General features: G+C 67.2%; 20 protein-coding genes and 1 pseudogene. 14 read left to right on the top strand and 7 right to left on the bottom strand.

Translation table 11 applies throughout. The annotated features are described in order from the left end of the window. From B0G38_RS22290 to B0G38_RS22315, 6 genes are all read left to right on the top strand, one after another. On the top strand, positions 1 to 703 hold a 703-nt coding region (locus B0G38_RS22290), incomplete at its 5' end, for an RHO alpha subunit C-terminal catalytic domain-containing protein (RefSeq protein ID WP_264671495.1). A gap of 12 nt (positions 704 to 715) precedes the next feature. Beyond that, positions 716 to 1234, top strand: a complete 519-nt coding sequence (gene benB, locus B0G38_RS22295) for a benzoate 1,2-dioxygenase small subunit (protein WP_264671496.1) — start codon at positions 716 to 718, stop codon at positions 1232 to 1234. 90 nt (positions 1235 to 1324) lie between these two features. Next, positions 1325 to 2416 (top strand): benzoate 1,2-dioxygenase electron transfer component BenC, encoded by a 1092-nt coding sequence (benC, locus tag B0G38_RS22300; RefSeq protein ID WP_264671497.1) that lies wholly within the window; start codon positions 1325 to 1327, stop codon positions 2414 to 2416. 159 nt (positions 2417 to 2575) lie between these two features. Then, complete coding sequence (locus tag B0G38_RS22305; protein ID WP_264671498.1) at positions 2576 to 3973, top strand: MFS transporter; 1398 nt, start codon at positions 2576 to 2578, stop codon at positions 3971 to 3973. Continuing rightward, positions 3966 to 6761 carry a helix-turn-helix transcriptional regulator gene (locus B0G38_RS22310; protein ID WP_264671499.1) on the top strand — a complete coding sequence of 932 codons (2796 nt, stop codon included), beginning with the start codon at positions 3966 to 3968 and terminating at the stop codon, positions 6759 to 6761. Before B0G38_RS22305 ends, B0G38_RS22310 begins: the two co-directional genes overlap by 8 nt. A 154-nt stretch (positions 6762 to 6915) precedes the next feature. Continuing rightward, positions 6916 to 7131: a YegP family protein gene (locus B0G38_RS22315; RefSeq protein WP_264671500.1), complete on the top strand. Its 216-nt coding sequence runs from the start codon at positions 6916 to 6918 to the stop codon at positions 7129 to 7131. 14 nt (positions 7132 to 7145) lie between these two features. Here B0G38_RS22315 and B0G38_RS22320 read toward each other — a convergent pair whose 3' ends face one another. Next, on the bottom strand, positions 7146 to 7745 hold the full coding sequence (locus B0G38_RS22320; RefSeq protein ID WP_264671501.1) for a hypothetical protein: 600 nt from the start codon (positions 7743 to 7745) through the stop codon (positions 7146 to 7148). Positions 7746 to 7817: 72 nt separating this feature from the next. Further along, entirely contained in the window at positions 7818 to 8765 is a 948-nt protein-coding gene (locus B0G38_RS22325; protein ID WP_264671502.1) for a hypothetical protein, read from the bottom strand. 86 nt (positions 8766 to 8851) lie between these two features. On the opposite strand from B0G38_RS22325, the gene B0G38_RS22330 reads away from it, so the two are divergent. Both B0G38_RS22330 and B0G38_RS22335 read left to right on the top strand, forming a co-directional pair. Beyond that, on the top strand, positions 8852 to 9808 hold the full coding sequence (locus tag B0G38_RS22330) for a TIGR03885 family FMN-dependent LLM class oxidoreductase (protein ID WP_264671503.1): 957 nt from the start codon (positions 8852 to 8854) through the stop codon (positions 9806 to 9808). Between the two features lie 80 nt (positions 9809 to 9888). Then, a complete protein-coding gene (locus B0G38_RS22335) occupies positions 9889 to 11577 on the top strand; it encodes an alpha-amylase family protein (protein ID WP_264671504.1) in 1689 nt (562 codons plus the stop codon). A gap of 44 nt (positions 11578 to 11621) precedes the next feature. Here B0G38_RS22335 and B0G38_RS22340 read toward each other — a convergent pair whose 3' ends face one another. The 3 genes from B0G38_RS22340 to B0G38_RS22350 form a co-directional block, all read right to left on the bottom strand. Then, on the bottom strand, positions 11622 to 12260 hold the full coding sequence (locus tag B0G38_RS22340) for a uracil-DNA glycosylase family protein (protein ID WP_264671505.1): 639 nt from the start codon (positions 12258 to 12260) through the stop codon (positions 11622 to 11624). A 147-nt stretch (positions 12261 to 12407) separates the two neighbouring features. Further along, on the bottom strand, positions 12408 to 13037 hold the full coding sequence (locus B0G38_RS22345; RefSeq protein WP_264671506.1) for a uracil-DNA glycosylase family protein: 630 nt from the start codon (positions 13035 to 13037) through the stop codon (positions 12408 to 12410). A 238-nt stretch (positions 13038 to 13275) separates the two neighbouring features. Beyond that, on the bottom strand, positions 13276 to 13959 hold the full coding sequence (locus tag B0G38_RS22350) for a histidine phosphatase family protein (protein ID WP_264671507.1): 684 nt from the start codon (positions 13957 to 13959) through the stop codon (positions 13276 to 13278). A gap of 214 nt (positions 13960 to 14173) precedes the next feature. On the opposite strand from B0G38_RS22350, the gene B0G38_RS22355 reads away from it, so the two are divergent. From B0G38_RS22355 to B0G38_RS22365, 3 genes are read left to right on the top strand one after another with little or no spacing between them, the layout of a single operon-like run. Beyond that, complete coding sequence (locus B0G38_RS22355) at positions 14174 to 15145, top strand: glucosyl-3-phosphoglycerate synthase (protein WP_264671508.1); 972 nt, start codon at positions 14174 to 14176, stop codon at positions 15143 to 15145. A gap of 2 nt (positions 15146 to 15147) precedes the next feature. Then, entirely contained in the window at positions 15148 to 16275 is a 1128-nt protein-coding gene (locus tag B0G38_RS22360) for a glycosyltransferase (RefSeq protein WP_264671509.1), read from the top strand. Then, positions 16272 to 18491, top strand: a complete 2220-nt coding sequence (locus tag B0G38_RS22365; RefSeq protein WP_264671510.1) for a Gfo/Idh/MocA family oxidoreductase — start codon at positions 16272 to 16274, stop codon at positions 18489 to 18491. The genes B0G38_RS22360 and B0G38_RS22365 overlap by 4 nt, the downstream gene beginning before the upstream one ends. Before the next feature lie 15 nt (positions 18492 to 18506). Here B0G38_RS22365 and malQ read toward each other — a convergent pair whose 3' ends face one another. Beyond that, on the bottom strand, positions 18507 to 20708 hold the full coding sequence (gene malQ / locus B0G38_RS22370) for a 4-alpha-glucanotransferase (RefSeq protein WP_264671511.1): 2202 nt from the start codon (positions 20706 to 20708) through the stop codon (positions 18507 to 18509). A 146-nt stretch (positions 20709 to 20854) separates the two neighbouring features. Further along, positions 20855 to 22078, bottom strand: a complete 1224-nt coding sequence (locus B0G38_RS22375; protein WP_264671512.1) for a PucR family transcriptional regulator — start codon at positions 22076 to 22078, stop codon at positions 20855 to 20857. A 382-nt stretch (positions 22079 to 22460) separates the two neighbouring features. Here B0G38_RS22375 and ald point away from each other — a divergent pair, with 382 nt between their 5' ends. From ald to B0G38_RS22390, 3 genes and pseudogenes are all read left to right on the top strand, one after another. Then, entirely contained in the window at positions 22461 to 23561 is a 1101-nt protein-coding gene (ald, locus tag B0G38_RS22380) for an alanine dehydrogenase (RefSeq protein WP_264671513.1), read from the top strand. Between the two features lie 228 nt (positions 23562 to 23789). Next, the gene (locus B0G38_RS22385) at positions 23790 to 24521 is read left to right on the top strand and encodes a GntR family transcriptional regulator (protein ID WP_264671514.1); all 732 of its coding nucleotides are present in this window, start codon (positions 23790 to 23792) and stop codon (positions 24519 to 24521) included. Positions 24522 to 24709: 188 nt separating this feature from the next. Then, positions 24710 to 24954 (top strand): annotated as a pseudogene (locus tag B0G38_RS22390) (hypothetical protein); the annotation flags it as partial.

Below are 24954 nucleotides of genomic sequence, written 5' to 3' on the forward strand. Positions count from 1 at the left end.
GGAATGGAGACCCCCCAGCGCGCCGCCCAAGGCCCCGGAAAGGGCACGAAAGCGAACCCCACGGCCCAAAATTGCCCCTTGTTCAGCGCCCTCCTGGGGCAAGCAGGGCGGCGGCTACTACTCCTTCGAGCACGGCCACCTGCTGCTGTGGATGTGGTGGGGCAACCCCGAAGACCGCCCGTTGTACGAGCGGCGCGAAGAGCTCGCGGAGGAGTTCGGTGCCGAGAAGGCAGAGTTCATGGTGGGCGCCTCGCGCAACCTGTGCCTCTACCCGAACGTCTACATCATGGACCAGTTCTCCTCGCAGATCCGCCACTTCCGGCCGATCTCGGTGGACCAGACCGAGGTGACCATCTACTGCATCGCCCCGAAGGGCGAGTCCGACGCCGCCCGGGCGAACCGGATCCGCCAGTACGAGGACTTCTTCAACGCCTCCGGCATGGCCACCCCGGATGACCTGGAGGAGTTCCGCTCCTGCCAGAAGACCTACCTGGCCGGCACAGCGAAGTGGAACGACCTCAGCCGCGGTGTGACCCACCAGCTCAACGGGCCGGACGAGCAGGCGAAGAAGATCGGCCTGAACCCGCTCTCCAGCGGCGCGAAGACCGAAGACGAAGGCCTCTACCCCGTGCAGCACGGCTACTGGCTGCAGAGCATGAAGGCCGCGGTCGAGGCCGAAGCCGCCGACAAGAACAACGCCTAAGGAGCATCGACGATGACTGCAACCGCTGAACAGCCCGCCACCGCCGTCGTGCTTGAGGACATCCAGCAGTTCCTCTACCTCGAGGCACGGTTCCTGGACGACCGCGAATTCGAGAAGTGGATCGACTGCTACCACCCCTCGGCCGAGTTCTGGATGCCGGCCTGGGACGACAACGGCGAGCTCACCGAGGACCCGCAGCGCGAGATCTCGCTGATCTACTATTCCAACCGCGGCGGCATCGAAGACCGGGTCTTCAGGATCCGCACCGACCGCTCCAGCGCCACCAGCCTCCCGGAACCGCGCACCGGCCACAACATCACCAACGTCGAAGTGATCGAGCAGCGCGGTGACACAGTGGACGTGCGCTTCAACTGGTTCACGCTGTACTACCGCTACAACAACGTGGACACCTACTTCGGCACGTCCTTCTACACGATCGATTTCTCCGGTACCCAGCCGGTCATCATGAAGAAGAAGGTTGTCCTGAAGAACGACTACATCCACCACGTCGTGGACGTCTACCACATCTGATCGAGCGGCTGCCGGACCTGGATACCCGTCCGGCAGCCGAAGGCACCGCCTCCCCGCCACAGCCCCGGTCCCGATGGAAACGAGTTCCCCATGTCCTATCAAGTTGCCCTCACTTTCGAAGACGGCCTGACCCGGTTCATCAAGTGCAGCACCTATGAAACGGTGGCCGACGCCGCCTACAAGGCCCGCATCAACATCCCCTTCGACTGCCGCGACGGCGCGTGCGGTACCTGCAAGGCTTTCTGCGAGTCGGGTAATTACGACGCCGGCGAGTACATCGACGAAGCGCTCACCGAGGACGAAGCGGACAAGGGCTTCTGCCTGCCGTGCCAGATGGTCCCGGAGTCGGACCTGGTGTTGCAGATTTCCGGCACGGCCGAAATGGCGAAAACCGGAGCCCAGACCTTCAAGGCAAGGATCGCGGACCTGCACTGGTTCGCCGACAACACCGCAGGCTTCACACTGGACATCGAAAACCGCGACGAGCTGTCCTTCCTCCCGGGCCAGTACATGAACGTGGCCGTCCCCGGCACCGATGCTGTCCGCTCCTACTCCTTCAGCAGCGGGCCCAGCTCCGAACAGCTGAAGTTCCTGGTCCGCACGGCCCCGGACGGAACCATGACCGGCTACCTGAAGGACCGCGCGCAGACCGGTGACGTACTGGAGCTGACCGGCCCGATGGGCAGTTTCTTCCTGCGCGACATCAAACGCCCCACCTTGATGCTCGCCGGCGGCACCGGGATCGCGCCGCTGCTGGCCATGCTGGAAAAGCTCGACACCACCGAACAGGGCCATCCGCTGCACCCGATCCACCTGGTCTATGGCGTGACTTTCGACAAGGACCTGGTGGAGCTGGACAAGCTGGAATACTACGCGGAGCGGATCAAGGAGTTCACGTTCGACTACTGCGTCGCCGATCCGGACAGCACAGCGGAGAAGAAGGGCTACGTCACCCAGCACATCGCCGAGGAGCAGCTCAACGGCGGCGACGTGGACGTCTACCTGTGCGGACCGCCGGCCATGGTCGACGCCGTGCGCAAGTACTGGGACGGGCAGGGCATGGTGCCGGAGAACTTCTACTACGAGCGCTTCGCCGTCGGCTCCACCAGCTCCGTCAAGGAGACGGGGGAGGAACACGAAGGCCAGCCCGGCCACACCGAAGTCTCCGGCGACAACCGGTGAGTGCCATCATTTCCCCCGGCCGCTTCGAGCGCTAGTTTCCTGCCGGCCGCATCCCGCGGCCAGATCCTGCCGGCCATAGACGGCCGCGCAGTCCCATTCCGACACGAATCCCTATCGCGTCCTGCCTCAAAACAGGCCGCCGGACAAAGGAGTCTGTACATGAGCGTTCTTACCGAATCCGCCGCGACAGCAGCGCGCGGCCGCAAAACAGTCCGCTGGGTGGTGCTGATCGCCGCCCTCGCACTGGTCTTCGACGGCTACGACCTGGTGGTGTACGGCACCGTGGTCTCCAGCCTGCTGGACGATCCCAGCCAGCTCGGCCCGCTGGATGCGGCCCAAGCCGGTGCGTTGGGCAGTTATGCCCTGGTCGGCGTCATGGTCGGTGCCCTCGTGGTCGGCGCCGTCGGCGACTTCCTCGGCCGCCGCAAAGTCATGCTGATCAACATCGCCTGGTTCTCCATCGGCATGGCGCTGACCTCCATGGCCACCAGTGTTTTCGCCTTCGGCATCCTGCGCTTCCTCACCGGCATCGGCGTCGGCGCCTTGGTGGCGACGGCGGGAGCTGTCGTGGCCGAGTTCGCCCCGGCCGGCAAGAAGAACTTCTACAACGCCATCGTCTACTCGGGCGTCCCGGCCGGTGCCACGCTGGCTTCGGTGCTTGCTATCGTATTCAACGGCATCCTCGACTGGCGCGGATTGTTCATGATCGGCGCCTTGCCCATCGTGTTCCTGCTCCCGGTAGCCCTGTTCAAGCTGCCCGAGTCGCCCCGCTGGCTGCAGGCCCGCGGCCGCCAGCGCGAAGCGGAACTGCTGTCGGTGAAGACCGGCATTCCGCTGCTGGCAGCTCCCGCCTCGACGGCGACCACAGCATCTGCAACATCAGCCGTGCAGCAGAAGGCTGGTTTCGCCGGTCTCGCCAGCCGGCGCTATGCAGTCCCCACCGTCTTTCTGGGCATCATGAGCTTCTCCGGACTGCTGCTGACCTACGGGCTGAACACTTGGCTGCCGGAAATCATGAGCCAGTACGGGTACGACAAGAACTACTCACTGATGTTCCTCGTGACGCTCAACGCCGGCGCCGTGGTCGGCGGCCTGATCGCATCCCGGTCGGCGGATAAGTTCGGCGCCAAGCGGATCGTATCGACAACCTTCGCGCTGGCCGCGGTGTCCCTGGTCCTGCTGACCTTCGGCTTCCCGCTGCCGGTGCTGCTGACCGCCATCGCCATCGCCGGCGTCGGTACGCTGGGCACCCAGGTGCTGGTCTACGGCCTGGTCTCGAACTACTACGCCACCTCGGTGCGCGCCGCGGGCGTGGCCTGGTGTGCTGGCTTCGGCCGCCTCGGCGGCATCTTCGGTCCGTTGCTCGGCGGTTTCCTCATCGCTGCCGGGGTGGCAACAGCGACGGCGTTCTACGTCTTCGCTGCCGTTGCCCTGGCCGGAGCGCTGGTGACCCTGTTCCTGCCCAAGCGTCCGGTCACCGAAGAAAGCTCGGGCCTGGCCGAAGACCGGCAGGCACCCGAGATGGCCATGGCAGCTAACATTGTCGGGAATGACTGAGACCAAAACCGAGCCTCTGGCGGGGCGATCCGCGGAACTGGCGGCGCTGGCAGCAATGGCCGGCGCCGCTGGTTTCGCCGACCCGCAGATAGCCATCGTCCACGGTGCTGCGGGCATGGGGAAGTCCAGCCTGGTGGAGCATTTTCTGTCCCGGCTGGATTCCGGCACAGTGCTGCGGGCAGCAGGCACCCGCTGGGAAACAACTCAGGACGGAAGCGTCCTGGCCCAGCTGCTGCGAGGTTACGACGACGGCGCAACGGCACCTGCCGCCGTTCCCGCCGATCCCGCAGAGGCCGGGGAGCTGCTGCTGGCACGGCTCCGCTCCGCCTGCGCTAACGATACGAGCGCCCATGGTGCCGCTGCCGGCGCGGGCTACCCGCCGCTCGTGGTCTGGCTCGACGATGTGCAGTGGGCCGATGAATTCTCCCTGCGCGCGCTGGTCTTCGCCCTGCGGCGACTGGATGCCGAACGCGTGCTGGTCCTGCTGGCAGTGCGCGATGACCAGTGGTGGCAGCTCCCGGCCGGTTTCCGCGAATTCGCCGGTTCGGCTGCCATCCAAAAGCTCCGGCTGCGGCCATTGGTCCCCGAGCACGTCGTGTCGCTCGCCTGGTCGGTGCGTGCCTTGGAACTTCCCGCGCCCATGGCACTGCGGCTCTGCACCCATACCGGCGGCAATCCGGGCTACCTCCACCAGTTGCTGCAGGAACAGCCGGACGACTACTGGAACGATTGGCACGAGCACCTGCCGGCCCCGCTGCGCCTGACGAACGAGATCGAAACCGCGCTGACCGGAGCCCGGGCCGCGACCCGTGCTTTGGTGCAGGCCGCTGCGGTTTTGGAATCCGGGTGTCTGCTCGCCGACGCCGTCGCCCTTGCCAACGCCGCCGGAACGGACAGTATCGAGGATCCACTGTCCGCCCTGGACGAGGCCCGTGCGCTGGGACTGTTGAAGATCGGCGCTGATCTGCAGGTGCTGAACTTCCCCTATCCCTTGGTCCGGGCCGCCGTCTACGCCTCCCTGACCGCCACCCAGCGCGCGGCACTGCACCGCTCCGCTTCGGCGATGGGGGACGATGAAGGCGAGCAGTTGTTCCACCTGGCTGCCGCCGCGGCGCTGCCGGACATCGGTCTGGCCAAGCAGCTCGATGCGTACGCCGCGCACCAGGCAGAGCGCGGGGCGTGGCTGTCCGCAGCCGCTGCCCTGCTGCGCGCCAGCTATGTCTGGCCCGATGCCACCGGCCGGCAGCAGCGTTTGCTCCAGGCACTCGACGCCCTCGTCGCCGCCGGCGACCTGCCCCGGGCCAGCGCCTACGCGCGGCAGGTCGCAGGTTTCCGGCCCGGCCCGTTGAAGGAAGCAGTACTGGGCTACCTGGCCGTCCTCCGCGGCAGGGAAACCGAGGCGGACATGCAGCTGGACAAGGCCTGGCAGCAGTGCAATCCGGCATCGTCGCCGGATGTCGCGGCGATGATCTGCCAGCGGCGCGTCCTGCATGCCTTGGCCGCGCAGAACGGCGCAGATCTGATGCTCTGGGCCCAGCGCGCCATCGAACTGGCACCGGAGGATTCGCCCGCCTTTATCGAATCGCGCTCCATCATGGGTCTGGGCCTGGCAGGGCTCGGCCGCATCGAGGAAGCGCACGCCCAGTACGGGAAGTTTCCGTCGCTGAAGGCCCTCGGGGCCCAGCGCCAGCGGGTACAGCTGGGCCGCGGCTGGCTGCTCCTTGCGCAGGACGAGCATTATCTGGCCCGCGACCAGCTCGCGGCCGCCGTCCCCACCGAATACCATCTGGGTTCAGGCCGGATCGCGCAATGGGCCCAAGGCTGGCTGGCCCGGGCGGAGTTCGAGCTGGGGGACTGGGACGAAGCGCTGCGCACGGTGGAGCGGGGGCTGCTCCAGCAGGAACGCCTGCAGATCCAGCTGGCCCGCCCGCTGCTGCATCTGACCGCCGCCCAGATCCATGCCTTGAGGGGCGATACGGCCAAAAGCGCACTCCACCGGGACGCTGCCCGGGCGCCGGCGGACAGCTATGCGATTATGCAGTTGCCCGCCGCAATGGCCGCGGCCTTCGTGGCCGAAGCGGCTGCGGATTACGACGGCGTGCTCCGTGCCCTGGGTCCGCTGCTCCAGTTGGACCGCGCCAACGGGATGGACGAGCCCGGGTTCTGGCCGTGGCACGATGTCTACGCCAACGCCTTGGTGATGACCGATCGGATGCCGGAAGCGGCAGAGTTCCTCGTGCCGCATGAAGAGCTGGCCGCCCAGCGCGGCCACCGTACCGTGATGGCCCGGCTGGCGGTGCCCCGGGGCCGGATCCTCGGCGCCGAGGGCAGGCTGGATGAAGCCCGCGAGGTATTCGAAACGAGCCTCGCCGGCATCAAGGACCTGCCGGCGCCGTACGTCAGGGCGCGCGGAAACTTCGCCTATGGGCAGATGCTCCGCAGGGCCGGCCAGCGCCGGGACGCTGCCGATGTCCTGGCCCGGGCCCGGGACCTTTATCTGGCCCTCGGCGCCAGCGTCTACGTGGAGCGCTGCGACCGGGAGATCCAGGCCAGCGGACTGCAGAGCACGGGCCGCCGGGGCGCGTTGGATTTCTCCGTCCTGACCGCGCAGGAAATTGCCGTGGCCCGGCTGGTGGCGGAGGGTCGGACCAATAAGGAGACCGGTCTGGAGCTATTTATCGCGGCCAAGACGGTCCAGTACCACCTGACGCGTATCTATTCGAAGCTGGGCATCAGCTCCCGCAGTGAACTGGCCGCCCGCTATCGGGCCGAAACCGAGGAAGGTTAGCGCCGCCGTCGTTCTTGGGATTTCCTGATTATCTGTGACGCAGGCTACTTTCCTACTCGGCAGTACGGATTTCGGCGCTTATGCTTCTGGATTGGGGAACAGCTTCGACCGCTCAACGGAGAGCAAGGCGCCCCACGATTTTGGGAGAATGCGATTGTTTGAAATTTTCAAGGACCGCAACAAGCAGTACCGTTTCCGGTTGCTCGGGGCCAAGAACAAGGTCATAGCGGTCTCGGAGGCATACGCGGAGAAGTCTGCCGTGGTGGCCGCGATCAACGCGACGCGTGAGTACGCCGCTACCTCGCGGATCAAGGACCGGTCCGTCCTGGCCGAGGTGCCCGAGATGGCGCAGGCCGCCGCGGCAAGCTGAAGCCGCGCCTCGGGCTACATGAGCCGGGAGCGCTCCTTCCACTCCTGCAGAAGCCTGGCCAGTTCGGGGCGGGAAAGGTTCTTCCGCAGGCCCATCGCCACGTTTTGCGGCCGCTGCATCTCGCCTTCCTTGGCGCCGAGCACCATGACCCAGCCGGCGAAAACCGGAACGGTCCACTGCAGGATCTTCAGCTGCCGCTGTGCCTGTGCCAGTTCTTCCGACGCCGTCGGGCTCGGCTCCGTGGCTCCGTCGGCACCTTCCTGCGAGAGCTTTTCGACCTTCCGGCCCAGCAACCCCGCGTACGCGGTCACGCCGGCGCCGGTCAGCGTCACTATGGCCTTGTAGACGGAAAGCCGGACCACGCCGTGCTGGCTGCCCAGCCGGTCCGCGTTCTTCAGCACGAGCGGAATGCCGGAGAGCAGATGGGCGCCGAAGGCTCCTGCCTGGACGGGAGCCCATTTCTTCCACCCCAGGCTGGACAGGCGGGCGCGCTCTCTGGGGTCCTTGGCCTGCGCGGCTGCGCCATTGAGCCCGATGGCACCCATGAGGGAGCCGCCGAACCAGGCGCCTGCAGTCAGATCGTGGACGGACCGGGCAATGAGATTTCCTGACATTGTGAACTCCTGGAAAGACAGCTTGCAGGGAAGGTTATAAGCATACTTACTGTCTGCGTTCCGGTCGAGCCCTTAGTCCTGATCCTCCAGCGCCTTCCGGGCGCGCTGCAGCCCGCGGCGGGCTTCAGCTGCGGAGCGCGTGGCTTCCTCGAGCCGGTCTTCGGCGGCTGCGATCTCCGTGTCCACCGCCGTGATGCTCCGCTCCAGGGTGCGGATCCGGCTTTTCAGTTCCGCCAGTTCCGCCGCGAGCTCCTCCCGCTTGGCGGAGATCTGTTCCACCTCGGCCTCGGCCTCCTGCTCGCCGGTTTCCGTCTCGGCCAGGCGGCGGGCAGCCTTGTCCACATCGGCCTGGGCCTTTTGACGGCGCCGTTCGGCTTCTTCGGCCCGGCGCTGTTTCTCCCGGTCCGTCCGGGCGGCCCGTTCGGTGCGGCGCTTGGCCAGCTCATCCACCGGTTTCTGCTTCGCCTTCGGCGTCGCCGGAGCCGCCTCGCCGATGGCCTCCTGAACCGCCACCTTGCCGTCCAGTTCCACCGGATCCAGTCCGTTCGAGGACAGCGAATCGGCCAGCAGGCCGCTGGCCACCGCGGCGGCCGCAGCCGGATCAGCCATGGCCGCGCGCAGGGTCTGCTCGACGTCCGCGGCAATGGTTTCGCTGACCGGGTGCCCGAGCTCTTTCGCCAGCTTCCGGCCCTGCTTTGCGATCGCCGCCAGCAACCGGTGCCGCTGGTCGCTCAGCTCGCGCAGTTGCTGAGGATCCAGCTCGTCCTGCGCCTCCCGCATGGCCGCTCCGAGCTCGATAACGCCGTCGATCTCTTCGCGACGGTGGTTGGCCAGCATGTTGACCAGCCACGCCGCGGTGGACGGCTTCGGCAGGCCGTGGACCCGCTTGGACAGGTCCTTGTCAGTGTTGCCCAGCTCCTTGGCCCGCTCGTTGCGGGCGGCCGTGAAGTCCTTGGGCAGCAGGGCATAAAGTTCGACGGCGATGCCCGCCAGATCCGTGTCCGCGGTTTCCTGGCTCATGGGCAGGCGCGTCCGATGCCGGTGTTGTCCTCCACAGTGCCACTGTAGCCCTCGACAAGGGCGTTACCGCCGGGTAAGCATGGAGGGTGGCTGTGATCGGATTCCATGCGTCCCATGAACAGGTCAGCCCGGCGCGGCTGTTGACCGATGTCCAGCTCGCCGAGGCTGCGGGTTTTGACGCGGCCATGTGCTCGGACCACATTGAACCGTGGTCGGCGCGGCAGGGGCACTCCGGTTTCGCCTGGTCCTGGCTCGGCGCGGCACTCGCGTCCACCGGGCTGCGCTTCGGCGTGGTCACTGCGCCCGGCCAGCGATACCATCCCGCAATCATCGCGCACGCCTCCGCCACCTTGGCGGTCATGTTTCCCGGGCGATTCTGGCTGGCGCCGGGCAGCGGCGAGAACAGCAACGAGCACATCACCGGCGACGCCTGGCCGTCCAAGGACGTGCGCCAGCAGCGGCTCGAGGAATCGGTGGAGGTGATCCGCCGGCTGCACGGTGGCGAGGAAGTCACCCACCGCGGCCTGGTCACCGTGGAGCACGCCAGGATCTGGGAGGTGCCCGAGCCCAAACCCGAACTGATCGCCCCGGCCATCAGCGTCGACACAGCCCGCCGCGCCGCTGCCTGGGCAGACGGACTGATCACGGTCAACCAGCCGCCGGCCCAGCTGGAGAAGGTCCTGGAGGCCTACCGGGACAACGGCGGGCGCGGCAAGGCGGCGCTGCAGGTGCACCTGTCCTGGGCGCCCTCAGAGGAGGCAGCCGTGGAAATAGGCCTGGACCAGTGGCGGACCAACGTCTTCCCGCCGCACGTGGCCGCAGATCTTCCGACGGCCAAACATTTCGACGCCGTCAGCGAGCACGTGGGCGAAGACGAGCTGCGGCAGTCGGTCAACGTTTCGGCCGACACCGGCCGGCACGTTGAGTGGCTGCAGGAATACCTGGACCTGGGGTTCGACGAGCTGTACCTGCACTTCGTCGGCCAGGAGCAGGAGCCGTTCATCAACGCTTTCGCCGAAAAAGTGCTCCCGCAGCTGCGCTGACCTGGATTGCTGGCCTGATCTGCAATGAGGCGGCCGGCCCAGCAGGCCGCGTCATTGCAGGACGAAGAGAGGAAGATCGCGTGAGGATCACGGACACATCGGACCTGTGGTGGAAGACCGCCGTCGTCTATTGCCTGGATATAGAAACGTATTTTGACAGCGACGGCGACGGCATCGGCGACTTCGCCGGACTCGCGCAGCGTGTGGACTACCTCGTGGACCTCGGCGTCACCTGCATCTGGCTGATGCCGTTCTACCCAACACCGGACCGCGACGATGGGTACGACGTCACGGATTTCTATGGCGTGGACCGGCGGCTGGGCGACCACGGGGATCTGGTGGAGTTCCTGCGCACCGCCAGGGACCGGGGGATGCGGGTCATCGCCGACCTGATCGTGAACCACACGTCGGACCAGCATCCGTGGTTTCAGTCCGCCAAGCAGTCCAAGGACAGCCCGTACCGGGACTATTACGTGTGGCGATCGGATCCGCCGCCGCCCACTTCGGAGCAGGTGGTGTTCCCGGACCAGGAGGATTCCATCTGGACCAAGGAAGAAACCACGGGGGAGTGGTACCTGCACCGCTTCTACAAGCACCAACCGGACCTGAATGTCACCAATCCTGCGGTCCGGGACCAGATTGCCAAGGCCATGGGGTTCTGGCTGGAGCTCGGGATCAACGGCTGCCGGGTGGATGCCGTGCCGTTCTTCCTTGAGACCATGGGCGAGGAGCCGGAGGAACTGCCGGATCCGCACGAATTCCTGCGGGACCTGCGCCGCTTCCTGAACCGGCGCTCCGGCGAGGGAATCCTGCTCGGCGAAGTCAATCTGCCCTACAAGGAACAAACGGCGTTCTTCGGCGGCAGCGAGGGCGACGAGCTCAATGTGATGTTCGACTTCATGGCCATGCAGAAGATGTACCTCGCGCTGGCGCGGCAGGACGCGCGGCCGCTGGCAGAGACGCTGGCCAAACGCCCGGCCATCAACCCGGACAACCAGTGGGCCACTTTTGTCCGGAACCACGATGAGCTGACGCTGGATAAGCTCTCCGAGGAGGAGCGCCAGGAGGTCTTCGCGGCGTTCGGGCCGGAGGAGCGGATGCAGCTTTACGGGCGGGGTCTCAAACGCCGGCTGCCGCCGATGCTGGGCGGGGACCCGCGCCACATCAAGATGGTGTACTCGCTGCTGTTCTCGCTGCCCGGCACGCCAGTGCTCTACTACGGCGAGGAAATCGGGATGGGCGAGGATCTGGAGGCCGAGGGCCGGCTGGCAGTCCGGACACCGATGCAGTGGACGGACGGAACGAATGCCGGCTTCTCCACCGCGCCGTCCGGAAAGCTCGTGTCGCCCCTGGTGGACGGCGGCTGCGGCCCGCAATTCGTCAACGCCGCCCAGGCCAAACGTGACCCAACCTCGCTCTGGAACTTCATGGCTACGCTGATCCGGCGCTACCGCGAATGTCCGGAACTCGGGTGGGGCCGGTTTGAACTGCTGCAGCAACCCGCCACGTCGGTGCTGGCCCATCGCTGTACGTGGGAAACGGCCAGCCTAGTGCTGGTCCACAACCTGAGCCCGGAACCGGCCACCGTGACAATCGATCTGGCCACCGAGGATGAACCTGCGGACAAGTTTGTGGGTTCGGTGCTGCTGGATCTGCTCGGCGACGACGACGTGCAACTGACCAACGGCGGCAGGTGCGAACTGCCCCTTGGCGGCTACGGCTACCGCTGGCTGCGGGTGCTGCACGCCGAGGACCGCCGGCTGCCCTAAGTCCTCGGGTTGCCTGAGGTCCCCGCCTGCCCGAGGCCACGGGCCTAGCGGTTGGCCTGCAGCAGCCCAGCCCTGGCCATGGCGTCCGTGTAGGCGGCCTGGGCCTCATCGAGCCACTTTTGCTGGTCGGCGGGTTTGCCGGCAAAGGCCCTGCCGCCGAGCGCACGGACCTTGTAGGTCTTGAAGCCGCGCTTTTGAATGTCCGGAATCTTCGATTTCAGCAGCAGATCCGCCAGCTTCTGGGCCTCGCCGCCATGTGCCACCAAGGCCGACGCCCGCGGGACCAGCCGCAGGAACTTCAGCAGCGGCTTGAGCCCCTCGGAGATCTGCGCGGCGGTGAGCTTGCCGTCCTGCTCGTCGAAGACGTACCAGGGATACGCGTTCCACGGCATGACGTGCTCGGGGCGAAGACCTACGGCCTCGTAGACTTCCAGCGTCCGGGCGGCCGTGTCGTCGTCGTTCTCCGTGGAGATGAAGCGGGAACCCGCGCCAGGGCCGGGACTGGCGAACAGGCTCACGATCCGGCACTCGTCCACATCGTGCACCGGATCGACGAGGGGTACCTCGCTGCCGGGCTTGCGCTCCACGAGGGACTCGCACAGTTGGTTGACTTCGGCGATGTTCGGGTCGAACCGCCTGCTCCATTGTTGTTCACGGTATGCCGGGTCTGCCATGCGTCGCATCAGAATTCCTTTGTGCCGGATCTACGATGAGCAGCTGTTGCTCTTCGACGGGCGGCCGACCAGCAGGGGACGACCGTCCATCTCCTGCCTCTCAGCCTACTACCGTCCGGCGGGCCCGGTCAGCGCCCCTCTGCGGAGCGGCTGAGATTACTGGCCGCGGCGGGGCAGTCCGGTGCGCGCCATGGCGTCGCCGTAGGCAGCCTGCATGTCGTCCAGCCACTGCTGCTGCTTCTCGGGGGAGCCGGCAAACGGGCGGCCGCTGAGGGCGCGGACCTTGTAGGTCTTGAAGCCGCGGCGGTAGATCATCCGGTTTTCCGTCTTGAGGAACAGATTGGCCAGCTTCTGCGCTTCGGTGCCGTGGGCCACCAGCGCGGACGCCCGGGGCACGAGCGCCAGGAAACGCAGCAGCGGCTTGACGCCCTCGGCGATCTGGGCCGGAGTGAGCTTGCCTTCGGCACCGGGAACCAGCCAAGGGTGGGCATTCCAGGGCATGACGTACTCGGGACGCAGGCCCACCTGCCAGTGGACGCCGAGAAGCCGTGTCACCGAGTCGTGGTCGCCCGCAGAAATGAAGGCGCCCGAGTCGGGGACAGGGCTGGAGAACAAGCTGATGATCCGGCACTGGTCCGTGTCGTGCATCGGATCGATGTAGGGGACTTCGCTGCCCGGCTTGAGTTCCTTCAGTGCGTCGCACAGCTGGTTGACGTCGGCGACGTTCTCATCGTAGCGACGGTTCCAGAGCTGTTCCTGCTGAGTTTCTACTGCCAGACTTTGCATTGAGTGCGGTGTCTCCTACGGGATGCGAACGGAAGATAACGACGACGGGGCCTCGTCGGGTGGCTGGGGTACCTCGCCGGAGAGCCCGGCTGGCTACATCCAGCGTACCAAGTGTTCATCCTGCATTTTTCTAGCTGTCACCAATCCCGGGGCGGACAGGGGCAGGGTGTGACCAAAACCTCCTGCCCAGGTCCCGGTCCGGCCGGTGTTTAGGCTGTAATGGCGGGCACAGGCCGGTTCAGTGCTCCACCGGCATTTCATCGGCCAATACAGAGGAAGCGTCCGGCAGGGTCTGCGCGTTGTAGTCGATGATCTGCCAGCCGCGCTCGGCATGCTTTTCCAGCACGGTCCAGGCACAGTTGGCCATGCCCGCGAACATTTCGCGCAGATGGGACGGTGCTTCGAAGAACGCCAGCAGGCCGCTGCGCAGGGCCGCGCCGTGGCCGACCAGGACACCCGTCTCGCCGTCGTTCACTGCGGCGGCAGCTTCATCGATGACAGCCTTCATCCGCTCATTGACTTCCGAAGGGAGTTCGGCTCCCGGGACGCGGTAGTTCTCCTCGGAAAAGAACTTTGCGTAGATGTCCGGGTGTTGCGCCTGGAACTCGGCGAAGGTTGTTCCCTGCCGGATGCCCACGTGGTACTCCCGGAGCCGGGCGTCCAGCACCAGTTCCCGGCCGGTCAGCGCAGCCAGTTCCTGCGCGGTGTCGCGGGCACGCTGCAGATCGCTGGACCAGATGAAGGCCGGGTCGAAGGTGGCCAGCATGGCCGCGGCCTGTTTCGCCTGGGTGCGGCCGGTGCCATCCAGGGGCACATCGGCTTGCCCCTGGGCTTTCTCCAGCACATTCCACTCGGTCTGGCCATGGCGCCACAGCACCAGCCGGGGCCTCTGCTGCCGCGGAGACGGATGGCCTTTCTGCATGAATTCTCCATTCTGGTACCGTTCTGAAACTCGGAGCCCTGCATCGCCCTGACCTGTGGAAACGCCGTTCGTGGCGCCTGCCGGAACGCTCCCGTGGTGCCCCTGCACCTGTTTCGGGGTATTCACACCGGCAGGACGGAAACGTAGGCTTCGTCTAGATCCTATCGACAGCCGGTACGAGGGCGAACCGGCAACGGCACGAAAAGAGACCGGCATGCGCGAAGATCTGCGGCGGTGGTTTGCCACCGGGAGCTACCACGGCTCCCGGTATGCGCCGGAGGAACTAGCAGCACAAAAAGACGGCCAAAAAGTGAGCGTTGTCCTTCCTGCCAAGAACGAAGCGGCCACGGTGGGGCAGATCGTTTCGGCGCTGCGGTCCGAGCTGGTTGAAGCCGTGCCGCTGCTGGATGAAATCATCGTCATCGACTCCAATTCCACGGATGCCACATCCGCCGTCGCAGCTGCCGCCGGCGCGAAAGTCGCCCGCCAGGAGCACATCCTGCCCGAACTCGGCAATGTCCCGGGCAAGGGCGAGGCGTTGTGGAAATCCCTCACGGTGGCTACCGGCGACATTGTGGTGTTCATCGACGCGGACCTGCATGAGTTCGATCCGCAGTTCGCCGTCGGAATGCTGGGGCCGCTGTTGACCGAACCGCGCGTCCACTTCGTCAAGAGCTGCTACGACCGGCCGCTCAACAACGGGGTCACGGTGATGCCCGCCGGCGGCGGCCGCGTGACGGAGCTCGTGGCCCGGCCGCTGCTCAACCTCTTCTGGCCCGAGCTCGCCGGGATAGTGCAGCCGCTGGCCGGTGAATACGCGGCCCGCCGCTCCCTGCTCGAGCGCATCCCATTCGTCTCGGGCTACGGCGTGGAGATCGGCATGCTGATCGACGTGCTCGAAGCCGTCGGGCTGGAGGGCATGGCGCAGGTGGACCTGGGCGTGCGCTGCCACCGCAATGCCACTGATGCGGACCTGTCCAAGATGGCGATGCAGGTGCAGCTGACCGTCCAGTCACGGCTGTTTCGCAGCGGGCTGGTGGCGGCCGCACCGGCGTCGGCGCCGCTGACCCAGTTCCTGCGTGACGGCGACCGGTTCATCGAGGAAACCTGCGAGGTCGAAATTTCCGAACGCCCGCCCATGATCGATATCCCCGATTACCGGCTGACCGCGGGCAAGGCCAGTTAGGCATGCGGATCCTGGTCAACGCCGGCCCCTGGCTCCCGGTTCCGCCCGAGGGCTATGGCGGGATCGAAACCGTCCTGGCCACGCTCATCCCGGAACTGCGCCGCGCCGGTGTGCACGTCACCTTGGCCACGGTGGGGCCGAGTTTCATCGAGGCGGACGCGTACCTGCGGCCGCTGGACGAACCACAGTTCCGCTCCATCGCCATGCCCTACAACCAGGTTTCCGGTATTGCGCACGCGCACATGCACGCGTTGGTGAATGCAATGTACGACGGCGGCAGCTGGGATCTCGTGCACGATCACCTTGAGGTGGTGGGGCCGGCCGTCTTTGCCGCGATGGGCGTCGCGGCGCCGCCGGTCCTGCAGACCCTGCACTGGGACCTGGCCAAACATGCGGCGTTCTATTCGACGTTCAACGGCCGCGGCCGCGTGCGGTTCGCAGCCGTCTCGCAGTCCCAGCTGGAGCGCGCTCCGGAGCAGCTGCAGCGCCAGGCGATCGGTGTGGTCCCGCTCGCCCCGGCCCCGGCCCTCGAGGTGCAGGTGGACCCGGGCGACCATGCGCTGCTGCTCGCGCGGATCACCCGCGACAAGGGCCAGGACACTGCGGTGCGGATCTGCGCCGCGGCCAACATCCCGCTGGTCCTGGCCGGCCCGGTGGCCGGGATCAACGATCCGCAGGAACTGGACCGCCGGCTGGCCGAGGGGGACAACGCCCTGGCAGCCCACCCCGACGTGAAGTACTTCCTGGCCGAGGTCCGTCCGCTGCTGGATGGGCGCCGCGCACGCTGGATCGGCGGCGTGGCCGGCGAGGCGAAGGAACGGGTGCTGCGCTCGGCCCGGGTGCTGCTGGCTCCGAACCGGTGGGCCGAACCCGGGGCAACGGGCGTGGTTGAGGCGCTCTCCCGCGGCGTGCCGGTGGTCGGAACGCCGCTGGGCGTGCTGCCCTCGCTGGTGGACCACGGCCGGACCGGCTACCTGGCCGCCAGCGAGCCGGACCTGGCGCAGTACCTGCAGAAGCTGGACGGTATTGACCCGCAGGACTGCCGCGCGGCCGCCGCGGACTGGACGCCACAGGCCATGGCAGCGCACTACCTCAAACTGTACGGAAAGCTCATCCGGGAGGCCGCATGACAGTCAGCATCGCCCTGATCGGAGCAGGATCAGTGGGACGGCGCCACGCCGGCGTCCTGAACTCGCTGCCCGGCGTCAGGCTCGCCAGCATTACCGATGCCCACGAGCCCGCGGCCCAGGCGCTGGCAGGCGAGCTCGACCTGCCGGCCTTCACGGAGCCCGAGGAAGCGCTCGATGCCGTCGAAGTGGACGCCGTGTATGTCTGTGTACCTCCTTTTGCCCATGGTCCCGGGGAACGGGCAGCGCTGTCCAGAGGCCTGCCGCTGTTTGTGGAAAAGCCGGTGGGGCTTGGCCGGGACGTCGCCGAGGAGATCGGTGCCTTGGTGGAGGAGAGCGGCGTCGTCACCGGGACCGGTTACCACTGGCGTTGCATGGACTCCGTTGAGCACGCCCGGCAACTGCTGGCGGACGCCCCGCCGCTGTTGGCCAACGGCTACTGGCTGGACAAACGTCCGCCCGTACCGTGGTGGGGCCGGATGGACCGCTCCGGCGGGCAGGTGGTCGAGCAGCTCACCCACGTGCTGGACACCGCACGCTTCCTGCTCGGCGAGGCCGTGGAGGTCTATGCCGCCGGGCTCCGGCGCGCACTGGAAGACCCAGCCCTCACCGATCGAGTGCCTACGCCGGAGGACTACGAAGAGGTCGACGACGCCACCGCGGCGACCGTGCGGTTTGCCTCCGGGACCGTGGCAACGCTGGCGGCCACCTCCGTGCTGGCCGCCAAACACCGGGCCGCCCTGCACACGGTCAGCCGCGGGTTGTACCTGGAGCTGTCGGAAGAGGGCTTGAGCAGTTTCGACGGCTCGGCCCGGACAAACATGAAGTGCGGTGAGGACCCGCGGATCGCCGTCGACCGGGAATTCATCGAAGCGGTGCGCGGCGAACGCGAATCCACCCGCGTGCCCTACGCGGAAGCCCTCCGCAGCCACCGGCTGGGCTGCGCCATCGCCGAATCGGCGCGGACCGGGCGGCCGGTGAAGCTCCAGCCAGAGCCGTTGGGGCAGCTGGAGGCGGACCTGCGGCCGGGGCCGGAATCTGTCCGGCCATCCGCAATACTGCTGACCGGCCTGCCCGCCGCCGGCAAAGCAACGGATCCGCGTTCCCTAACAGCGATGAACCGGCGTCGTAATTTGATTGTGGCCGCGGCCGGAAACGTCGAGATTGTCGACGAGGAGCTTCCCGAGGTGCCCGACGGCGGCGTCCTGCTGGAGACCCTGGCCACCGGACTCTCGGCCGGCACCGAACTGGCCTTCGTCAAGGGCAACCACCCCGGGCTGAGCTCCCGGCTGGATCCCGAGCTCAGCCTCTTCCTGACCGGATCGCCCGGCACGGCTTACCCGGTGCGCCGGCTCGGATACATGGAGGTGGCGAAAGTGGTGCGGTCCCGCACTGACGCATTCGCCGAGGGGGACGTGCTGGCCTCGGCCTACGGGCACGCCACCGCGCATGTGGCCGACCCGCTGACCGAGCATCTGGTGCCGCTGCCCGCGCAGCTGGATCCGCTGCTGGGCGTTTTCGTCGCGCACTTCGGGCCGATCTGCGCCAACGGGCTCCTGCACGCGGCGGCGGATGCCACCGGCGGCATGGTCCGCGGGCTGCAGGACGGCGTCGAGGGCCGGCTTGTCCTGGTGACCGGAGCCGGGCCCATCGGCCTGATGACCGCGCTGTTCGCCTCGTCCCTGGGCGCGCGCGAAGTGGCGGTGGCGGACTCCGATCCCCGCCGCCGGCAGCTGGCCGAGGAGCTGGGCTTCCTCGCCGTGGACCTCGACGACGACCCGGGCAAGCTGCTCAAGACCCGCTGGCGGCACGGCCCCGGAGACCGCGGCGCCGACGTCGTCTTCCAGTGCCGCGGCCGCGCCGAAGCCCTCCACGCAGCCCTGCGCGCGGTCCGCCCGCAGGGCACGGTGGTCGACCTGGCCTTCTACACGCAGGGCGCGGACGCGGTGCGCCTGGGCGAGGAGTTCCACCACAACGGACTGAGCCTGCGCTGCGCCCAGATCGGCCGGACGCCTCGCGGCCTGTCCGCGCAATGGGACCGCGGCCGGCTGTCCGCCGAGACGATCAAGCTGCTGCGCTCGCACGGGGACCTGATCCGCAAGCACTTCGTGACGGACGTGGTGCCGTTCGAGGACGGCCCCGGCCTCATGCATCAGGTGGCGCGGCGCGAACGGCACGTGATCACCGCGGTCTTCGCCGTCTCGCCGCTGCTGCTCTGACGCTGTCTGGCGCCGCTACTTGGCCATCGACTCTTCCACTGCGGCCAGCAGGCGGTTGAATCTTGCGTTGCCTTCCAGCTCGTCCAGCAGCACCGCCTTGCCGGCGGAATCCGCCAGCGGCACCTGCCAGTTGGGGTAGACCTCGGCCGTGGTGCCCGGCTGGTTCTGCACCCGGCGCTCGCCGACCGCGTCCACCAGCGCCACACCGAGCAACGCCGACGGCGACTGCGCCAGCAGCCGGTGCAGCGCCTCGATCTGTTCCTCCTCGCCGGCCTGTCCGTCCGCCGGCAGCAGCCCGCGGCTGCGCGCCAACTCCAGGAAGGACGCCAGCGAGGCGTCGTGCTCGGCCCGCTCCTCGGCTACCGGCCGCTCCAGCAACCCGAGCGATTCGCGCAGCACCACGTGATCCCCGGAGAGGAAGCCCGCCGTCGGCGGCAGATCGTGGGTGTTGACGCTTGCCAGGCACTGCACCCGGTACTTTTCCGGCGGCAGGGGAGCATCGCCGTCGTTCTCAAACCAAAGAATAGAGGTGCCGAGAATGCCCCGTTCCGCCAGGTAGTCCCGCACCCACGGCTCGAAAGTGCCAAGATCCTCGCCGATAACGACGGCGCCGGCGCGCTGGGCCTCGAGCGCCAGGATTCCGATCAGCGCCTCATGGTCGTACTGCACGTACGCACCGCGCGCCGGACCGTTGCCGGCCGGCACCCACCAGAGCCGGAAGAGGCCCAGGATGTGGTCCACGCGGACGCCCCCGGCATGCCGGAGCACGGTGCGCAGCATGTCGCGGAAGGGCGCGTAGCCGGCCTCGGCCAGCCGGCGCGGGTGCCACGGCGGCTGCGACCAGTCCTGCCCCAGCTGGTTGTACATGTCCGGCGGCGCCCCGACGCTGACGCCCGGCGCCAGTGCGTCCCGCAGCATCCACGCGTCCGCGCTGGACAGATCCGCCCCGACCGCCAGATCGTGCACCACGCCGAGGCGCATGCCGGCAAGTTTCGCCGCGCGCTGCGCGGATTCGAGTTGCTCGTCGCAGAGCCACTGCAGCCAGCGGTGGAAATCGATCCGGCCGGCGAGCTCGCGCCGCTTGCCGTCCATCGCCGCGGTGCCCGGGGCTGCCGCGGGGTCATGCCAGATCGGATCGTTGGCGGGCAGGTCCTCACGCAGCGCACACCAGAGGGCGAAGTCCTCCAGCCCCTGGCCGGCCTCGGCGCAGAATTTCTCGAAGGCACGCTGCCGCGCCGGCGACCGCTTCGCCTGGTACAGCAGCTCCAGCGCCTCCAGCTTCGCCGCGTAGACGGTGTCCCGGTCCAGCCGGTCAGCCTGCTCGTTCAGCCGGCGGGACTCCGCCGCCAGGGCATCGATCCGCGCACGCCGGTCCGCGGCGAGGTAGGCCAGCTCCGGCACGGCTTCGATCCGCAGGTACAGCGGGTTGAAGAACCGGCGGGTGGACGGCGAATATGGGGACGGCTGGACCGGCGGCGCCGGCTCGGCGGCGTGCAGCGGGTTCACCAGGACATAGTCCGCGCCGCGCGCACCGCTGATCGCGGCCAGATCCGCCAGATCCTCGAAGTCGCCAATGCCCCAGGACCGCGTGGACCGCGACGAGTACAGCTGTGTGGCCAGACCCCAGCCCGGGCGCTGCTCCAGCGGGTCCGCGGTAGTCAGCCGCGCGGGCGTCACCACCAAGACGGCTTCAGCGCGGACGCCGTCCGTCCCGTCGCCGGTCTCTGCGATCAGCGTGTGCCAGCCCAGCGGCAGCCCGGACGGAATTGCGAACATGATGCGGTCGGTCAGCACGCCGTCCACCATCTGCGGCTTCGTCGGAATGGTCCGCTGTTCCGGCGGCAGCACAAGCCCATCCTCGGTGACGATCCGCACCCGCACCTCGGCGCCCTGCGGCACATGGACCGGAACCAGCGTCTCCCCGCCGTCGCTGGCCTCGCCGTCGTTGTTTGTGCTTCCGTCCTTAACCACGACGGCGGGCGGCAGCATCCGCCGCCACGGCCCCAGCTCCGCGTCCGTCAGGGAGGCCTCCACCTGCTCGCCGGTCCCGGCCGGAACGCCGAGCGCGGCCAGCACCTTGACCAGGGTCTCCGGATCCACGTCGTAGGGGAGCCCATCCCAACCGGTGAACTTCGTGCCCACGCCGTGGGCCTGGGCGAGCTGATGCAGCCTCGCCTCGTTGATTGTCGGGTCTGCCGTCTTCTGGGTCACTGTCATCTAGTCCGCCTCGTTCGCCCGGCTACGTCAGGTTCAGGTGTGCTGCCACTGGGGCAGCCTGGTCTGATTATTGCAGTGGAGCTGTTTTATTGCAGGGGGCGCGCGGCCTTGCGCTGCGTGTTACAGCCATGCCTTACAGCCACGCCTTACAGCCGCGGCCTGCCGGCCCAGCGCGCCGCCTTCATCGCCAGGTGGAGCTCGAGCCGAACCCTGCCCTTGAGCGGGTCCGCGCCGATGATGGAGCGCACACGCGCCAGCCGGTTGTAGACGCTGCTGCGGTGCAGGTGCAGCTGGGCGGCCACGTCCGCCACCGAGCCGTCCGTGTCATAGAGCAGCTCCAGCACCGGCAGCAGCTCGGCGTTGCGGTCCTGCTCCTGCAGGTCGGCGAAGTGCACCGAGCGCCCCGGCAGCGAGCCCTTGCCGGTGGCGAGGAACTGGTACACGCCGGTATCCCGGTAGTCCGTGAGTGGCCCGATCTGCGGGTCCACGGCGGCGGCCTGCACCGCGGTCTTCGACTGTTCATAGGCTTCATGCAGCCGGCGCAAGTCCGTAAACGGCTCGCTCAGGCCGAGCATGTCCGGCCGCTCCGGGTGCCCGCCGCGCAGCGAAATCTCCGCCCCGTAGCGCTTGAGCACCTCGGCGTGCTCGGTCCGGCCCGGCAGATCGCGGAAGAGGATGACGGCATGCTGCTGCGACCCCGCGCTGAACAGCGCCGGCCTGATCCCGACCGTGGCCTGCAGCGCCGAAATCCGTTGCAGCAGCACGGCGGCCTCCGGATCGGCCTGCTCCGCCAGCGCCGTGTCCGGATCCTCGATCCGCTCCATCATGCTGCCCACCGTCTTAGGCGAAGGGCCCTGGACCTCGGGCCACCCCGCCACGCTTTCGACGGCGGCAGCGTCACCTTGGCAGGCGGCGAGGAACTCGGCTTCGCGCCGCCGTCGGGCATCCGATTCCGGCGTATTGGTATCCAGCAGCTGCTCCGCCAGCCTGTCCAGCAGCGGGCGGACCCGGGGCAGTGCGGCGAGGATGGCATCGGGCGCCTCCTCGTCCTGCTCGTGCAGCACCCACAGGTAGCCCACGCGGAAGCCGCGTACCAGCAGCGGAACGCAGACCCGGCCGTGCATGCCCAACGAAGCGTTGGCCGGAACCACCACAGGGCGCACGGCCGTCGCAATCCCATGGCTCAGCTGCCAGGCACTGACATCCGCGGGTACCTTCTTGCTCAGCAGAAAGTTCACCCGCACCTGGTCCGCCGAGGCCTGATGGCTGCTGTAAGCGATGAGGTCGCCGTCGAGATCCTCAACGGAAACCCCGTGGCCCAGCGCCTGCGCAATCTCCTCCACCGCCCGTTCGGCATCGGGACTCTGCATCGGGCCTCCTTGTGTGGTTTGCCTGCTCCTAGTCTAGGGAGGCCGGACAGACACGGGGCGACACTTGGCGCGCGCCGACGCGACATTTGTCGATTGCCGCAGGCCCGGCCAGTGTGGTAGCGGTCACACTGCCTGACGGGTGCCGGCCCCTCTGGGTGCCCTCTTGTTTCCTGTCATGGCGCGGATCCGGGCAGGCGGAGCGGTTGACTGCGTCCGCCCGGTCCTCCGATGTTGGCGAAGCGCGCAGCGAGGTCGCTGCGGAAGGCAAGGAACGACGTCGTAAATCGGGTCCTACAGTTAACTCATCGCCGGTTGCGGCGCAGTTTCAACCCGTTCGATAGCGCACCTGGCTATTTCGCACACCTAGATACGGAGGCTCCCGATGATCATCGGCGTTCCCAAGGAAATCAAGAACAACGAATTCCGCGTGGCCATCACGGCTTCCGGCGTACACGAACTGCGCAGCCGCGGACACGTTGTGCTGATCGAAGCCGGCGCCGGTGCCGGCTCGCGGATTGACGACGCCGAGTATGCTGCCGCCGGTGCTGAGCTGGTTGCGACCGCCGACGAAGTCTGGTCCCGTGCGGAAATGGTCATGAAGGTCAAGGAGCCCATCGCCTCCGAATACCGCCACTTCCGCGAGGGCCTGGTGCTCTTCACCTACCTGCATCTGGCCGCCGAGCCGGAACTGACCCGCGCGCTGCTGGATTCCGGTGTCACGGCCATCGCCTACGAGACCGTCCAGACGGCCAACGGCGCCCTGCCGCTGCTGGCTCCGATGAGCGAAGTGGCCGGACGCCTCTCCGTGCAGGTCGGCGCGCAGTCGCTGTCCGTTCCGGCCGGCGGCCCAGGCATCCTGCTCGGCGGCGTCCCCGGTGTCCGTCCGGCAAAGGTCACCGTGCTCGGTGCCGGTGTCGCGGGCACCAACGCCGCCGCGATGGCCGTGGGCATGGGCGCCGACGTGACCATTCTCGACATCAACATCAACCGCCTGCGCGAGCTCGACGCCCAGTACGCCGGCAGGCTCAAGACCCTCGCCTCCAACAGCCTGGAGATCGAGCGCGCGGTTGTTGAGTCGGACCTGGTGATCGGTTCCGTGCTCATTCCAGGCGCCAAGGCACCGAAGCTTGTCAGTAACGAGCTCGTCGCCAAGATGAAGCCCGGCAGCGTTCTCGTCGACATCGCCGTCGACCAGGGCGGCTGCTTCGCAGACAGCCACCCCACCACCCATGCGGAGCCGACCTTCCGCGTCCACAACTCGCTGTTCTACTGCGTCGCGAATATGCCTGGCGCCGTTCCAAACACCTCCACCTATGCGCTCACCAACGTCACGCTTCGTTACGCCGTCGCGCTGGCTGATCTGGGCGTGGAGGCCGCGCTGGCCAAGGACCCTGCGCTCGCCGCGGGTCTGAATGTCGCGGCGGGGCAGGTCACTCACCGCTCCGTTTCCGAGGCCCACGGGCTGGAGCTCGCGGCCGTCTAGCAGGTTCTTTCCGCTGGCGCGCCAGCAAAGACTGTCCCAATCGCCTTGAAGGGGCGGCGGTACTGTACCGCCGCCCCTGCTGGGTTTAAGGCGTGTTTGCCGCCTGTTAAAGTGATGGTCACCAGACTGTAGTCGCTTCTGCCGCTGAGTTGTAAGATTGTCTGCAATGAGACAGGCGGCGGTTCGCGCGCCGCCTGCCAAGGATCCACTGCCGAAAGCAAGGAAGCCATGGCAAAGAGCAGATTTATCGAGCCCCTGGTCCAGGAGTCGACGCCGGCGATCATCGCCCGAAAGCTTAGATATGCCATCGGCCACGGAGAGCTTGAGCCAGGCCAGCAGTTGGGGGAGGCAGAGCTTGCGCGCGACCTTGGGGTCAGCCGTGGGCCCCTTCGCGAAGCCATGCAGCGGCTCACGCAGGAAGGCCTGCTGGTCAGTATCCGCAACCGCGGCATTTTCGTCACCGAACTGGGCCCCTCGGATATCGTCGATATGTATTTGGCGCGCACCGCCGTCGAGCGCGCGGCCGGACTGAAAATCATCGAACTGGAGGGCCGGCACGAAGAGGTCGCTGCGGCGCTCCATGAAGTGACTGACCGGATGGCCAAGGCGGTTGCGGCGGGGGAGCGGGGTGCAGTCCTGAGCGATCTCGACATCGAGTTCCATGAACTGCTGGTAGCCATGGCACACAGCATTAGGTTGTCGCGGATGCACAATACCCTCATTACCGAGACGCGGATGTGCATGGCGGCGCTCGAAGACACCGGCTATACCCCTGAGGCCCGGCTGGCGGAGCACGTTGCGATTGCGGACGCTATCGGTGCTGCAGATGTGCCGCTTTTCCACAAGCTTCTGGCTGAGCACATGGATGACGCCGTGGAGAAAATCTCACGCAGCATGGTGCTCGCCGAAGAAGCGGCTTCCAATGAAGGGGCCTCCGCGGCTGCCGTGGCAGCGGGCTAACTGGCGTCGTTTGTAAGTATTTGACTCTGAACGTTAAGAGCCTGCCCTCCAGTGTTGAAGGTCCCGCCCCTTCAACGTTGGGGTCGCATCCCTTCAAAGTTGAGCGCTCGGGCTTCTATTGCTGAGGGATATCAACAGGCGGCCTTCCTCCGTTGTGCCTCGAAGTGCTCCTCGATAGAATCGAAAGTATGTTCGAGTCAATCGTTCCAGCAGAGATGGATCCGGTGAAGCCGGTTCCCGGTGATCCGGGTGCTGCCCTGGTCCGCGCGGCGATTCTGGAACTGGCGGACATGGACCAGGACGTCTCCGAAGGGGTGCGGATTGACCGGATCACCGCGCTGGAGGAACTTAAAGCCGCCGCCGCTGCCGCGCAGGCACGCGAGACGGAAGCGTTTGTCGCCTCCCGCCGGGAAACCCGTGCTGCGGCCGGGGT

Source organism: Crystallibacter permensis (assembly GCF_025960875.1).
GTDB classification, from domain to species: Bacteria; Actinomycetota; Actinomycetes; order Actinomycetales; family Micrococcaceae; genus Crystallibacter; species Crystallibacter permensis.

Excerpts from the sequence above, each read along its gene's own strand:
- benB (WP_264671496.1), top strand. The coding sequence starts at position 716 with ATGACTGCAACCGCTGAACAGCCCGCCACCGCCGTCGTGCTTGAGGAC.
- benC (WP_264671497.1), top strand. The coding sequence starts at position 1,325 with ATGTCCTATCAAGTTGCCCTCACTTTCGAAGACGGCCTGACCCGGTTC.
- B0G38_RS22305 (WP_264671498.1), top strand. The coding sequence starts at position 2,576 with ATGAGCGTTCTTACCGAATCCGCCGCGACAGCAGCGCGCGGCCGCAAA.
- B0G38_RS22310 (WP_264671499.1), top strand. The coding sequence starts at position 3,966 with ATGACTGAGACCAAAACCGAGCCTCTGGCGGGGCGATCCGCGGAACTG.
- B0G38_RS22320 (WP_264671501.1), bottom strand. The coding sequence starts at position 7,745 with ATGTCAGGAAATCTCATTGCCCGGTCCGTCCACGATCTGACTGCAGGC.
- B0G38_RS22325 (WP_264671502.1), bottom strand. The coding sequence starts at position 8,765 with ATGAGCCAGGAAACCGCGGACACGGATCTGGCGGGCATCGCCGTCGAA.
- B0G38_RS22340 (WP_264671505.1), bottom strand. The coding sequence starts at position 12,260 with ATGCGACGCATGGCAGACCCGGCATACCGTGAACAACAATGGAGCAGG.
- B0G38_RS22345 (WP_264671506.1), bottom strand. The coding sequence starts at position 13,037 with ATGCAAAGTCTGGCAGTAGAAACTCAGCAGGAACAGCTCTGGAACCGT.
- B0G38_RS22350 (WP_264671507.1), bottom strand. The coding sequence starts at position 13,959 with ATGCAGAAAGGCCATCCGTCTCCGCGGCAGCAGAGGCCCCGGCTGGTG.
- B0G38_RS22355 (WP_264671508.1), top strand. The coding sequence starts at position 14,174 with ATGCGCGAAGATCTGCGGCGGTGGTTTGCCACCGGGAGCTACCACGGC.
- B0G38_RS22360 (WP_264671509.1), top strand. The coding sequence starts at position 15,148 with ATGCGGATCCTGGTCAACGCCGGCCCCTGGCTCCCGGTTCCGCCCGAG.
- B0G38_RS22365 (WP_264671510.1), top strand. The coding sequence starts at position 16,272 with ATGACAGTCAGCATCGCCCTGATCGGAGCAGGATCAGTGGGACGGCGC.
- malQ (WP_264671511.1), bottom strand. The coding sequence starts at position 20,708 with ATGACAGTGACCCAGAAGACGGCAGACCCGACAATCAACGAGGCGAGG.
- B0G38_RS22375 (WP_264671512.1), bottom strand. The coding sequence starts at position 22,078 with ATGCAGAGTCCCGATGCCGAACGGGCGGTGGAGGAGATTGCGCAGGCG.
- ald (WP_264671513.1), top strand. The coding sequence starts at position 22,461 with ATGATCATCGGCGTTCCCAAGGAAATCAAGAACAACGAATTCCGCGTG.
- B0G38_RS22385 (WP_264671514.1), top strand. The coding sequence starts at position 23,790 with ATGGCAAAGAGCAGATTTATCGAGCCCCTGGTCCAGGAGTCGACGCCG.